At 55.7% G+C, this 12,745-nt stretch carries 15 protein-coding genes and 1 other annotated feature; of the genes, 3 read left to right on the top strand and 12 right to left on the bottom strand.

From position 1 onward, the window contains the following. The first annotated feature begins 305 nt into the window (after positions 1 to 305). The 3 genes from IAE50_RS02450 (at position 306) to hemP (ending at position 2,661) form a co-directional block, all read left to right on the top strand. Positions 306 to 1,139, top strand: a complete 834-nt coding sequence (locus IAE50_RS02450) for a pyruvate, water dikinase regulatory protein (protein WP_200579465.1) — start codon at positions 306 to 308, stop codon at positions 1,137 to 1,139. A gap of 151 nt (positions 1,140 to 1,290) precedes the next feature. Next, on the top strand, positions 1,291 to 2,337 hold the full coding sequence (gene aroH / locus IAE50_RS02445) for a 3-deoxy-7-phosphoheptulonate synthase AroH (RefSeq protein WP_076769756.1): 1,047 nt from the start codon (positions 1,291 to 1,293) through the stop codon (positions 2,335 to 2,337). 144 nt (positions 2,338 to 2,481) lie between these two features. Then, entirely contained in the window at positions 2,482 to 2,661 is a 180-nt protein-coding gene (gene hemP, locus IAE50_RS02440) for a hemin uptake protein HemP (RefSeq protein WP_124968482.1), read from the top strand. Between the two features lies 1 nt (position 2,662). Here the strand turns inward: hemP and selO are convergent, their stop codons facing one another. The 12 genes from selO to rpmI form a co-directional block, all read right to left on the bottom strand. Next, the gene (selO, locus tag IAE50_RS02435) at positions 2,663 to 4,105 is read right to left on the bottom strand and encodes a protein adenylyltransferase SelO (RefSeq protein WP_200133133.1); all 1,443 of its coding nucleotides are present in this window, start codon (positions 4,103 to 4,105) and stop codon (positions 2,663 to 2,665) included. Positions 4,106 to 4,167: 62 nt separating this feature from the next. Continuing rightward, complete coding sequence (locus IAE50_RS02430; RefSeq protein ID WP_094420086.1) at positions 4,168 to 4,881, bottom strand: EAL domain-containing protein; 714 nt, start codon at positions 4,879 to 4,881, stop codon at positions 4,168 to 4,170. A 314-nt stretch (positions 4,882 to 5,195) separates the two neighbouring features. Then, positions 5,196 to 5,660, bottom strand: coding sequence for a C40 family peptidase (locus IAE50_RS02425; protein ID WP_042715841.1), 465 nt, complete (start codon positions 5,658 to 5,660; stop codon positions 5,196 to 5,198). A 78-nt stretch (positions 5,661 to 5,738) separates the two neighbouring features. Next, the gene (gene btuD / locus IAE50_RS02420) at positions 5,739 to 6,488 is read right to left on the bottom strand and encodes a vitamin B12 ABC transporter ATP-binding protein BtuD (protein ID WP_042715842.1); all 750 of its coding nucleotides are present in this window, start codon (positions 6,486 to 6,488) and stop codon (positions 5,739 to 5,741) included. Beyond that, complete coding sequence (locus IAE50_RS02415) at positions 6,488 to 7,039, bottom strand: glutathione peroxidase (protein ID WP_094420087.1); 552 nt, start codon at positions 7,037 to 7,039, stop codon at positions 6,488 to 6,490. Before IAE50_RS02415 ends, btuD begins: the two co-directional genes overlap by 1 nt. Before the next feature lie 34 nt (positions 7,040 to 7,073). Next, a complete protein-coding gene (gene btuC / locus IAE50_RS02410; protein ID WP_200579572.1) occupies positions 7,074 to 8,054 on the bottom strand; it encodes a vitamin B12 ABC transporter permease BtuC in 981 nt (326 codons plus the stop codon). A gap of 101 nt (positions 8,055 to 8,155) precedes the next feature. Next, complete coding sequence (gene ihfA / locus IAE50_RS02405) at positions 8,156 to 8,455, bottom strand: integration host factor subunit alpha (RefSeq protein ID WP_006820203.1); 300 nt, start codon at positions 8,453 to 8,455, stop codon at positions 8,156 to 8,158. A 4-nt stretch (positions 8,456 to 8,459) separates the two neighbouring features. Beyond that, positions 8,460 to 10,847: a phenylalanine--tRNA ligase subunit beta gene (gene pheT, locus IAE50_RS02400; protein ID WP_200133134.1), complete on the bottom strand. Its 2,388-nt coding sequence runs from the start codon at positions 10,845 to 10,847 to the stop codon at positions 8,460 to 8,462. Positions 10,848 to 10,861: 14 nt separating this feature from the next. After that, the gene (gene pheS / locus IAE50_RS02395; RefSeq protein ID WP_023481633.1) at positions 10,862 to 11,845 is read right to left on the bottom strand and encodes a phenylalanine--tRNA ligase subunit alpha; all 984 of its coding nucleotides are present in this window, start codon (positions 11,843 to 11,845) and stop codon (positions 10,862 to 10,864) included. 40 nt (positions 11,846 to 11,885) lie between these two features. Continuing rightward, positions 11,886 to 12,010, bottom strand: a sequence feature (Phe leader region). Continuing rightward, entirely contained in the window at positions 11,961 to 12,005 is a 45-nt protein-coding gene (pheM, locus tag IAE50_RS02390) for a pheST operon leader peptide PheM (RefSeq protein WP_001386830.1), read from the bottom strand. Its footprint overlaps the feature before it by 45 nt. A 119-nt stretch (positions 12,011 to 12,129) precedes the next feature. Next, the gene (gene rplT / locus IAE50_RS02385) at positions 12,130 to 12,486 is read right to left on the bottom strand and encodes a 50S ribosomal protein L20 (protein ID WP_007374646.1); all 357 of its coding nucleotides are present in this window, start codon (positions 12,484 to 12,486) and stop codon (positions 12,130 to 12,132) included. A 45-nt stretch (positions 12,487 to 12,531) separates the two neighbouring features. Further along, a complete protein-coding gene (gene rpmI, locus IAE50_RS02380; RefSeq protein WP_001124225.1) occupies positions 12,532 to 12,729 on the bottom strand; it encodes a 50S ribosomal protein L35 in 198 nt (65 codons plus the stop codon). Positions 12,730 to 12,745: the final 16 nt, after the last annotated feature.

Here is a 12,745-nt window from a genome sequence, read left to right as displayed (position 1 = left end):
AGGGGTACATAACGTCTTACAGCGTTTTTTATCCTGGCATAATAAATTGCGTTGAAAAAACGGTGAATCGTGTAAGCAATTAGCCTTAGCGGTTTTTCGGACAGATACCCATCAATTAATGGTGACCAGGTTAATTCTCAATACCCCGGCGATTCGCGTACTTCCCGGTGTTAAAAAATGAACCGTACAGTTCATTAAAAATAAAAACGGTATTTCATTTTAAAATGAGATAAAGGTTATACGCAGTGGCAGGCTTTTTAATTTAAGCTTTCAGATAATTGCGCATCACACTCAGGATGGGATTAATGGACAACGCAGTCGATCGTCACGTGTTTTATATTTCCGATGGAACCGCTATCACCGCTGAAGTATTAGGCCATGCGGTGATGTCGCAATTTCCGGTTGCCGTCAGCAGTATCATCCTGCCCTTCGTGGAAACCGAGAGCCGCGCCCGCGCGGTCAAGGAGCAGATAGATGCGCTCTATCAGCAGACCGGCAATCGCCCGCTGGTCTTCTACTCGATTGTGTTGCCGGAAATCCGCGCCATTATTTTGCAATGCGAGGGGTTCTGTCAGGATATCGTGCAGGCGCTGGTGGCGCCGCTGCAGCAGGAATTAAAACTCGATCCGACGCCGATTGCCCATCGTACCCATGGCCTGACGCCGGGAAATTTGACCAAGTATGACGCGCGTATCGCCGCCATTGATTACACACTGGCGCACGATGATGGTATTTCGTTGCGCAACCTCGACCAGGCACAGGTGATTTTGCTCGGCGTCTCCCGCTGCGGTAAAACACCCACCAGCCTCTATCTGGCGATGCAGTTCGGTATTCGCGCCGCGAACTACCCCTTTATTGCGGATGATATGGATAACCTCGGCCTGCCTGCCGCGCTGAAGCCGTTGCAGCATAAACTCTTTGGTCTGACCATTAATCCTGAGCGCCTTGCCGCCATCCGCGAAGAGCGCCGCGAGAACAGCCGCTATGCGTCGTTACGCCAGTGCCGTATGGAAGTGGCCGAAGTGGAAGCGCTTTACCGCCGCCATCAAATCCCCTGCCTTAACAGCACCAACTACTCCGTTGAGGAGATTGCCACCAAGATGCTCGATATGATGGGATTAAGCCGCCGCATGTACTAATAAGCTAGTACATGAATGCATTCTGCGCTATCATCCTTCCCACTGATGTGTTGCGCCCCGTAGCAGGCTTGTTTTCAGCCGCGATTGGTTTATGGTGAGCGCATCACTTCCGGCACTTTTGCCGCTGAAGCCCCTAATTTCGAGATCGTTAATGAACAAAACAGATGAACTTCGCACCGCGCGTATTGATAGCCTGGTGACGCCTGCGGCGCTGGCACAGCGCTATCCTGTCAGCCCGGAGGTCGCCGCCCATGTGACGGCCTCACGGAGACGTATAGAAAAAATCCTTAACGGTGAAGATCGCCGCCTGCTGGTGGTTATCGGCCCCTGCTCTATTCACGATCTGGATGCGGCGATGGAGTATGCCCGCCGCCTGCAAGCTCTGCGCACGCAGCACGAGGCGCAGTTAGAGATTGTGATGCGCACCTATTTTGAAAAACCGCGCACGGTGGTCGGCTGGAAGGGGTTGATCTCCGATCCCGATTTGAACGGCAGCTATCGCGTGAATCACGGTATCGAACTGGCGCGCAGGCTGCTGTTGCAGGTCAACGAACTGGGTGTGCCGACCGCCACCGAGTTCCTTGATATGGTGACCGGCCAGTTTATCGCCGATCTGATTAGCTGGGGCGCCATCGGCGCGCGCACCACCGAAAGCCAGATCCACCGCGAAATGGCCTCGGCGCTCTCCTGCCCGGTGGGCTTTAAGAACGGCACCGATGGCAATACCCGTATTGCCGTGGATGCGATCCGCGCCTCTCGCGCCAGCCATATGTTCCTGTCACCGGACAAAGATGGTCAGATGACCGTCTACCAGACCAGCGGGAACCCGTGGGGCCATATCATTATGCGCGGCGGTAAGCAGCCAAACTTTTACCCGCAGGATATCGCCAATGCCTGCGACACGCTGCGCGAGTTTGATCTGCCGGAGCAACTGGTGGTCGACTTCAGCCATGGCAACTGTCAGAAACAGCATCGCCGCCAGCTTGAGGTGTGTGATGAGATCTGTGCGCAAATTCGCAATGGTTCAACGGCCATTGCCGGTGTGATGGCGGAGAGTTTCCTGAAAGAGGGAACGCAAAAAATCGTTGCCGGGCAGCCGCTGATCTATGGTCAGTCGATCACCGATCCGTGCCTTGGCTGGGATGACAGCGTGCTGCTGCTGGAAAAACTGGCCGCCGCCGTCGCCACGCGCGGTTGATCCAGGCTCATCTGCGAACCAGGCAGAGGTTACCTACAGATTTTAGGGGGATCGGCGCGATCTCCCTGAAACGCACTTGCCTCACCGCGCTGTTTATCGATAATAATTCTCATTGTTGATTTACCGTTAAGCGCGACTTTGCCTATGGATAGCCCCGCCACGCCCACCAGCCCGCACGAAAAACCGGATCAGATTCAGGCCGACGATCGGCATATCACCAGCCAGGCGCTGCTCGGCGAACAGCGCCGTGTTGTGATTGAGCATAACGGGCAGCGCTATTTGCTGCGCGAAACCCACGCCGGCAAGCTGATCCTCACCAAATAAACTAGCTCGAGCAGCTTACTTCCAGCCGTTTGCCCCAGTCCGGCGGACGGCGGGCATAATCATCGCTGCGATCGCTAAAGGGCTGGCGCAGGATCTCATGCAGCCTTTCCAGCTCTGCCATGTCGCCCTGCTCCGCCGCATCGATGGCGCGCTGCGCCAGCCAGTTGCGCAACACCACCGCCGGGTTAACGCTCTGCATCTGCTGCTGCCGTTGCGCATCGTCAATCCCCTCCTGCTGGAGGCGCTGGCGATAGGTGGCGAACCAGTTATCAAACGCACCGCGATCGATAAACTCATCGCGCAGCGGCGAGTCCGCACTCTGCTGCTCGGTATGGCTTAACATGCGGAAGGTCCGCGTGTAGTCACTCCCTTCCCGCGCCATCAACGCAAACAGCGTGTTGAGGATCTCGTTATCCCCCTCTTGCGGCACAAACAGGCCGAGCTTGCTGCGCATCAGGCTGCCATACTCCGTCAGCAGCGCGGTCTGATACTCATCCAGCGCCCCATTCAGGGCATCGACGGCAATAAACGGCGAGAGGGACTGCGCCAGGCGTTGCAGATTCCACTGCGCCACCACCGGCTGATTTTCAAAACTGTAGCGCCCCTGGTAGTCAGAGTGGTTGCAGATAAACGCCGGGTTGTAGTCGTCGAGAAAACCATACGGCCCGTAATCCATCGTCAAACCGAGGATCGACATATTGTCGGTGTTCATCACGCCGTGGGCAAAACCGACCGCCTGCCAGCGGGCAATCATCACGGCAGTACGCCGGACCACATCGCGGAACCAGGCGACGTAGTGGTCAGGCTCCTCCTGCAGATGCGGCCAGTGATGGCGAATGACAAAATCGGCCAGCTCGCGTACTTTCTCAGGCTGACGACGATAGTAGAAGTGTTCGAAATGGCCGAAACGGACATGGCTTTCCGCGATGCGCATCAGCATCGCCCCCTGCTCGCGGGTCTCGCGCATCACCGGCGTGTCGCTGGTGACAATGCTTAACGCACGAGTGGTGGGAATGCCGAGATAGTGCATCGCTTCTGAGGCAAGGCTTTCACGAATGGTCGAACGCAGCACCGCGCGGCCATCGCCCATGCGCGAGTATGGCGTCAGCCCGGCACCTTTCAGGTGCCAGTCGCGGGTTGAGCCATCCGCCAGCTGCTGTTCGCCGAGCAGAATGCCGCGCCCGTCGCCCAGTTGCCCGGCCCAGACACCGAACTGATGCCCGCTATAGACCTGCGCCAGCGGCGACATGCCGGGCAGCAACGTTTCGCCGCCCCAGACGCCAGCGCCGGATTCAGGGTGAAAGAGCGCCTCGGGTATGCCGAGGGTTTCAGCCAGCGGAGCATTACGCCAGATAAGGCGTGCGTTGCTGAGCGGAGTGGGCATTAACGCGGTGTAGTAATCTGGCAGTTCATCACGCCAGCGAGTAGTAAAAGTCAGGGTCATAGATCCTCCAGCCTTTTAGTGTAGTGCCTAACGCGGTGTTTAAACACCGGGCAACACAAGGGCTATGGATGGATCAGTGACGTCAGCTGCGCGGCGGTAACCGCAGGCCAGAGTGCGCCTTGCATGGCGCTGAACTGAAACGCCCTTGCGCGCTTCAGCGACGGCTCATCATCAATGCCGGCAATCATCACCGCATCGCAATAGGGTTCAACCTGCGAAATGATGGCGCGCATAAAGGGTTCGAAGGCAAGCGTAGATAAACGTTGGTGAATAAAGTTTTTATCCAGCATGACCCGTTTAAACAACCCGTCAAATACCGCTCTGGTTGACGCAGCGCCAACGCCAAAATTCCACAGCACCAGCGGATATTGTTTCGCCAAAAGAGACAGAGTTTTGTTCTCTTTTCCGCTATTGAGATCTGGATAATTCTCATTGATGGCTAATTCAAGGCACGGGAATTTTCTTACCTGCGCCGCCAGCGTGTCATCCGTCAGTAATTGCTCGGTTATTTCCGGAGAAATATTAATCCAGGCGGTAAGGTGATGCTGAATTAAAAAGAGCTGGCAGGCTTCAATTAGCGCCAGTTGCTCAGTAAACAGCGTCACTTTTTCTGCATTCGTCAGGCGCGGCAAAACCAGCTCTGTCGGGGCGCGGACGGTGCTGTCCTTTCCAACAAAGTTAACGATAATTTCGACACCCTGAAGCACTCCGTTACCGTTTCTTGCCGGGAGTAATAAAAGCTCAGAGCGATAGCTGTAATCGAGTGAAACTATCATTTTGCCAGCCCCGCATTATGGGTGAAATCCGGCTTCAACAAAGCTGTTTGACAATATTCCATATTTACTGATTTTAATGAGATTGGCTTCATTTTTTTCCCGTTCTATTTTTCTACCCTCCCCTCCGTTGTTATTCGTTGGCTCCCGCATTCTCCTGCCCCCTGGCGGTGAGTTGCGAACAAGCATAATTAAACTTTAAAAAATGAATTAGTGGAAACGTCCTGGTTTATATGAAAATGTTCCGCTGCCGCAAACAAAAAAAGGGAGGCCTGCATTACGCGCGCTCCCTTTTTTCTCTGTCTGTCGATGCCGCGTCAGATACGTCGCGCCTGCCAGAAATTTTTGCGCCAGTAGACATTATCCAGCGAAGAGCGCATCACGCCCCGGCTGGTTGAGGCGTGAATAAAGGCGTTATCAGTGTCGTAGATGCCGACATGAAGCCCGCTCTCGCCAGAGCCGGTTTTGAAAAACACCAGATCGCCTGGCAGCAGATCCTCTTTATCTATCTCGGTGCCAAGCTTCGCCTGTTGACGCGTTTCACGCGGCAACTGCAGCGCGAATTTGTCGCGGAAGGTCATCATCACAAAGCCCGAGCAGTCGACGCCTGAACGCGCCATTCCGCCATAGCGATAGGGCGTGCCGCGCCATTCGCTCAGTTGATCGTTCAGGTTGGCGATCACCGTAATCGAGTCCGACAGCCGTGGGTTAGGCGGGGGGGCGCGATGAGAACTACATCCTGCAAGGAAAAGCGCTGCCGCCAGTAAAAACCAGATACGCATTCTGCAATACGCCTCGTTATCTCTTTTTATCGGATTAATCTACAGTGGGAGCGCGAGTCGTGGCAAGTCTCCATTGCGTCACACGGTCGGGATCAGCATTCGGTGGCCTTCCACCTCAACCTGCTGGAAAGCCATGCCGTAGGCGTCAGCCAGATGCGCAGGTGTCATTACCTCCGCTTTGGTGCCGCTTACCAGCAACTCTCCCTCACGCAATAGCCATACCTGGTGGGCCTGTCGCAGGGTATGATTCAGATCGTGGCTGCTCATCACTACCGAAATACCAGCGCTGACCAGCTCGCCAATTACCCCATCCAGCGCCGCCTGTTGTGCCACATCAAGGCTGTTCATCGGTTCATCGAGCAGCAACAGCTGCCCGCGATCGTTGCCCTGCGGATGGATCTGCAAAATCACCGCCGCCAGCCGCACCCGCTGCCATTCGCCGCCGGAGAGCTGGTTGGTTGCCCGCGCCAGCTTATCCTGCAGGCCAAGCTGACCGGCAATATGGGTCAGCAGGGCGTGCTGGCTTTTATCAGGCTGATGCAGCGACAGGTAGTGCCACACGGGTATGGCAAACGGTGCACTCTGCTGTTGGGCCAGGTAGGCGCGATGCCGTGCCAGCGCCGTCGCCGACCACTGCTCAAGGGGTTGGCCGCCAAAAGTTATCTTACCCGGCCCGCCGGAAAGCCCGGCGATACGTGCGAGCAACGTGCTCTTCCCTGCCCCGTTCGGCCCGACAAGATGCACGATCTGCCCGGGGGGCAGCGACACGCTTATCGGTGCCAGCCTGCCTGGCTCAGCAACCTGCTGCAGCTGCATCAGCATCGACATTACTTCGAGACGGCCTGCTTAATGGCGTTGACCAGCAGCGGATCCTCCGGCGTCATATCGGGTGAAAAACGCTGAATCACCTGGCCGTCGCGGCCAATCAGGAATTTTTCGAAGTTCCACAAAATATCGCCCGGTGCCTGCGGTGCGCGGCCTTTGCTGACCATGCGCTCATAAAATTCGCTGTCTGCCGGGGCAAGCGCTGTTGGTGCGGCAGCAATCAATTTTTCATACAGAGGATGACGCGCGTCGCCATTGACGTCGATCTTGCTGAACAGCGGAAAGGTGACGCCATAGGTGGTGCTACAGAAGGTTTTGATCTCCTCTTCCGAGCCCGGCTCCTGGCCAAGAAACTGGTTGCACGGGAAGCCCAGCACGCTAAAGCCTTCCCCTTCCCACGCTTTCTGCAGGTTTTCCAGCTGCTCGTACTGCGGCGTCAGGCCACATTTTGACGCGACGTTAACCACTAAAAGCACCTTGCCGCGCCAGGCGCTGAGCGAGATCTTTTCGCCATCAATAGTGGTAACTTCGGTATCCAGAATATTCTGTTGCATAACATCCCCTTAATGAATGTGATGGTTGCCGGGCTTAGCGCCCGACCCTCAATAATAGCCAGATAAACACCGGCGCACCTAGTGTTGATGTTACAACGCCAATCGGCAGCTCTGCGGCGCTAAGCGCGAGGCGCGAGACAATATCCGCAAACAGCAACGCAACCGCGCCCGCCAGCGCGCAGCCCGGAAGCAGAACGCGATGATCGCTTAAGCCACATAAGCGCAAAATATGCGGGATCACAAGCCCGATAAAGCCAATAGCCCCGGCAATCGCCACGCTGACGCCTACCATCCAGCCGGTGGCCGCCACCAGCAGATTACGCCATAACCAGAGCGGCAGCCCGAGCTGGCGGGCGGAGATTTCCCCCAGCGCTAACACGTTCAGCGCCGTGGATTGCAGGCAGATCCACACCATCACCGGCAGAAGTGCTGCCATCAGCCAGCCCTGCTGCCAGTCGACGCCGCTGAAGCCGCCCATCATCCAGTACATCAACTGGCGTAAATCGAGCGAGGTAGAGAAGTAGACCGCCCAGGTCATTAAGGCGGTACAGATAATGCCGAGTGCGACACCAGCCAGCAGTAAGCGGCTGGTGGAAAGATGGCGGCGCGCAAAGCGCAGCAGGATAAGCGTAACCATTAATGCGCCGGCAATGGCGCAGAGACCGAGCGCCCAGTCGGGCAACATCCCGCCGCAGAGAAACACTGCCGCAACAAGGCCTACGCCCGCGCCGCTCGATACGCCAAGCAGGCCTGGCTCTGCCAAAGGATTTTCAAACAGCGCCTGCATGGTGGCACCACACAGCGCCAGCGCAGCACCCACCAGCAGCACGGCAAGAGTGCGCGGTAAGCGTATCTGCCAGACAAAAAGCTCACCCTCAGGAGTGAACCAGCGATTGGGGGCTATCCACTGCTCGCCTGCGCAAAGACTTAAGGTGAGCGCAAGCAGTAACAGCAGCGCCAGCGCGCCGAGCCAGCGGCGGTTGCGTTGCTGTTGAAGATGGGCGTATGCCAGCATGGTTTCACGTTTACTCATCAGCCAGGTGACTGATTCTAAGAGGGATAGCGGATGCTGAAAAGAAAAAAGGCCGCGAGGCGGCCTTTTTGGTTAATGCAAAATCATTCAGCTTTGGGCGAAGCGTTTTCGACGCGGCTCTTTAACTTCTGGCCGGGTCTGAAGGTCACCACGCGCCGTGCTGTAATGGGAATATCTTCGCCGGTTTTTGGATTACGACCCGGACGTTGATTCTTGTCACGCAAATCAAAGTTGCCGAAGCCGGAGAGTTTGACCTGCTCACCATTTTCCAGAGCACGACGGATCTCTTCGAAAAACAGCTCTACCAGCTCTTTTGCATCCCGTTTGCTAAGCCCGAGCTTATCAAACAGATATTCTGACATTTCAGCTTTTGTAAGCGCCATAGGTTCAATCCCTCAATGATGCCTGGAATCGCTCTTTTAATGCCTCTACACATCTGGCAACGGTAGCGGCAATCTCCTCTTCTTCGAGTGTACGGCCGGTATCCTGAAGGATCAGACTGATGGCAAGGCTTTTCGACCCTTCCACGACGCCCTTACCGCGGTACACGTCAAACAAGTTTACGCCAACTACCTGATTTGCGCCAACTTTCTTACATTCAGCCAAAACATCTGCTGCGGGTACATTTTCATTGACCACAACAGCGATGTCGCGGCGGTTCGCCGGGAAGCGAGAAATCTCCTGAGCCTGAGGCACGGCGCGGTCTGCAAGGGCATTCCACTCCAGTTCAAACACCAGCGTGCGGCCATTCAGATCAAGCTTACGCTCCAGCTCCGGATGCACCACGCCGATAAAGCCAATGCGCTTATCTTTCAGATAAATCGCGGCAGATTGACCCGGATGCAGCGCCGGATTGGTCTCAGCGCGGAACTCGATAGCGCCTGTTTTGCCGGTCAGCTCCAGCACAGACTCCAGATCGCCTTTCAGATCGAAGAAATCAACGCTGTTTTTCGCGAGGTCCCAGTGCTCTTCATAACGGTTACCGCAGATAGCACCCGCCAGCATCACATCCTGACGGATGCCGAGGTTCGCCTGGGTATCCGGCACAAAACGCAGACCGGTTTCGAAAATACGCACACGGCTCTGCTGACGGTTCTGGTTATAGACAATGGTGCCCAGCAGACCAGTCCACAGTGAGAGGCGCATCACCGACATTTCGCTGGAGATCGGGCTTGGCAGCACCAGCGCTTCTTCGCCCGGGTGGATCAACTGCTGCAGTTTCGGATCAACGAAGCTGTAGGTGATCACTTCCTGGTAGCCTTTGTCGTTAAGCATAGTTTTCACTCGCTTAAGGGACAAGTTGGCTTCGCGATGTTCGCCCATGATCAGCCCGGCCTGTACTGGCTCGTCAGGAATATTGTTGTAACCGTAAACACGGGCAACCTCTTCCACCAGGTCCTCTTCGATCTCCATATCGAAACGCCAGCTCGGCGCGACCGCCAGCCACTCATCCTGGCCTGCGGTGACTTCGCAGCCAAGGCGGGTCAGAATATCGCTCACCTGCTCATCGGCAATGTGATGACCAATCAGGCGGTCCAGCTTGCTGCGACGCAGACGGATGGTGGCGCGTTTCGGCAGAGAGGCTTCATTAGTCACGTCAATGACCGGGCCCGCTTCACCGCCGCAAATATCCAGCAACAGGCGCGTGGCGCGCTCCATCGCTTTATACTGCAACTGCGGATCGACGCCGCGCTCGTAGCGGTGAGAAGCATCAGTGTGCAGACCGTGACGACGCGCACGACCGGTAATGGAGAGCGGGTTGAAGAAAGCACACTCCAGCAGAACGTTTTTCGTTTCGCTGTTTACACCGGAGTGTTCCCCGCCGAAGATACCGCCCATTGCCAGCGCATTTTTCTGGTCAGCAATGACCAGCGTGTCTGTGCTCAGCTTCGCTTCGTTGCCGTCGAGCAGCACCAGCGTTTCGCCCTCTTTCGCCATACGCACCACGATGCCGCCTTCCAGGCGATCGCTGTCGAAAGCGTGCATCGGCTGGCCGAGCTCAAGCAGAACGTAGTTGGTGACATCGACTACCGCATCGATTGAACGAATGCCGCAGCGACGCAGCTTCTCTTTCATCCACAGCGGCGTCGGCGCGCTGACGTTGATACCTTTGACCAGGCGGCCCAGGTAGCGCGGACAGGCCTCTTGCGCTTCCACAACGATCGGCAGCGTATCGTTAATGGTGGCGGCAACCGGTGCGATTTCTGGCTCGTTCAGCGGGGATTTATTCAACACTGCAACGTCGCGAGCAACACCGATAATGCCCAGGCAGTCGGCGCGGTTTGGCGTGACGCTGATTTCGATAGTGTTGTCGTCAAGCTTCAGGTATTCACGAATATCGGTGCCAATCGGCGCATCTGCCGGCAGTTCAATGATGCCGTTGTGATCGTCGGAAATACCGAGTTCGGAGAAGGAGCAGAGCATCCCTTCAGAGGGTTCGCCGCGCAGTTTCGCCGCTTTGATTTTGAAATCGCCCGGCAGTACCGCGCCGACGGTCGCAACGGCCACTTTCAGACCGAGACGGCAGTTTGGCGCGCCGCAGACGATATCCAGCAGGCGATCGCCGCCCACGTTCACTTTTGTTACTCGCAGTTTGTCGGCGTTCGGGTGCTGAGCGCACTCCATCACTTCGCCAACCACTACACCATGAAACGCACCGGCGACCGGTTCAACGCCGTCCACTTCCAGGCCGGCCATGGTGATCTGCCCGGAGAGCGCTTCGCTATCAACCGCTGGGTTCACCCATTCGCGTAACCACAGTTCACTGAATTTCATTGTTTCGCCTGCCCTTATTTAAACTGTTTGAGGAAACGCAAATCGTTTTCGAAGAATGCGCGCAGATCTGTCACACCGTAGCGCAGCATGGTGAGGCGCTCCATCCCCATGCCAAACGCGAAGCCGGAGTAGATTTCCGGGTCGATGCCAACGTTACGCAGCACATTCGGGTGGACCATGCCACAGCCCAGCACTTCCAGCCATTTACCGTTTTTACCCATCACATCCACTTCGGCGGAGGGTTCGGTGAACGGGAAGTAGGAGGGACGGAAGCGGATTTGCAGATCCTCTTCAAAGAAGTTACGCAGGAAGTCGTGCAGCGTCCCTTTCAGGTTGGTAAAGCTAATGTTTTTATCAACGATCAGCCCTTCCATTTGATGGAACATCGGGGTGTGGGTCTGATCGTAGTCGTTACGGTAGACGCGGCCCGGAGCAATAATGCGGATCGGCGGCTGCTGATGCTCCATGGTGCGGATCTGCACACCTGAGGTCTGCGTACGCAGCAGACGCGTGGCGTCGAACCAGAAGGTGTCGTGATCGGCACGTGCCGGATGGTGGCCCGGAATGTTCAGCGCGTCAAAGTTATGGTAATCGTCTTCGATCTCCGGCCCGGTGGCGACGGTAAAGCCCAGCTCGCCAAAGAAGCTCTCGATACGATCGATGGTACGGGTCACCGGGTGCAGACCGCCATTTTCAATACGACGGCCCGGCAGGGAGACATCGATGGTCTCAGCAGCGAGGCGGGCATTCAGCGCAGCGCTTTCGAGATCGTTTTTGCGCGCGTTCAGCGCTTGCTGAACCTGCTCTTTCGCTTCGTTGATTACCGCTCCGGCAGCCGGGCGCTCTTCTGGCGGCAGCTCACGCAGGGTGGTCATCTGAAGGGTCAGATGCCCTTTCTTACCCAAATATTCGACGCGTACGTTGTCCAGCGCGGCGACATCTGAGGCATCGTTAATGGCTGCCTTCGCACTGGCAACCAGCTCTGCGAGATGTGACATGGTTTTCCTCGTTATATGACGATATTTACACGCGGCAGATACAAAAAAAGCCTCCACAAGGGAGGCTTTCTGGCGCTGTTTTCCGTTTCTTCTTTCACGCGCAAGCCCCCTGGATTCAGGTGCTAAAGTAAAAAAAGAAGCGGAAAATAGCAGCATTCATGCTTGCATTACCTTAATCGGCTACGTGGCGACGATGGGCTATTGAAAACGCATCACGGCAAAAAGTCAATGTATTGATACTGTTAAAGCAAAAGAGGGAGCCAGGCTCCCTCTCTTAAACTGGCTTACGCCAGAGCTGCTTTCGCTTTTTCAACCAGGGCAGAGAATGCCACTTTGTCGAATACGGCGATGTCAGCCAGGATCTTACGGTCAATTTCAACAGAGGCTTTTTTCAGGCCGTTGATGAATTTGCTGTAAGAAATACCGTTCTGACGTGCTGCTGCGTTGATACGTGCAATCCACAGCTGACGGAACTGACGCTTTTTCTGACGACGGTCACGATAAGCGTACTGACCAGCTTTGATAACAGCCTGGAAGGCAACACGGTAAACGCGTGAACGCGCGCCGTAGTAGCCTTTAGCTTGTTTCAAAATTTTCTTATGACGTGCACGTGCAATCACACCACGTTTTACGCGAGCCATATGCTCTCCTGTATATTCTAATTAAAAAGTTAAAAGGTTAACGACTTATGCGTACGGCAGGCACGCGATGACCAGGCCCAGATCGCCTTTAGAAACCATGGCTTTCGGACGCAGGTGACGTTTACGCTTGGTAGCTTTTTTGGTCAGAATATGACGCAGGTTAGCATGCTTGTGCTTAAAACCACCTTTACCGGTTTTTTTGAAGCGCTTAGCAGCACCGCGTACGGTTTTGATCTTTGGCATTTTTCAATTTCCACTT

It is taken from the genome of Kosakonia sp. S42, assembly GCF_016624785.1.
In the GTDB taxonomy this organism is placed as follows: Bacteria; Pseudomonadota; Gammaproteobacteria; order Enterobacterales; family Enterobacteriaceae; genus Kosakonia; species Kosakonia cowanii.
Note: the sequence above shows the minus strand (reverse complement) of the source record. Positions and strands in the feature narration are given on the sequence as shown.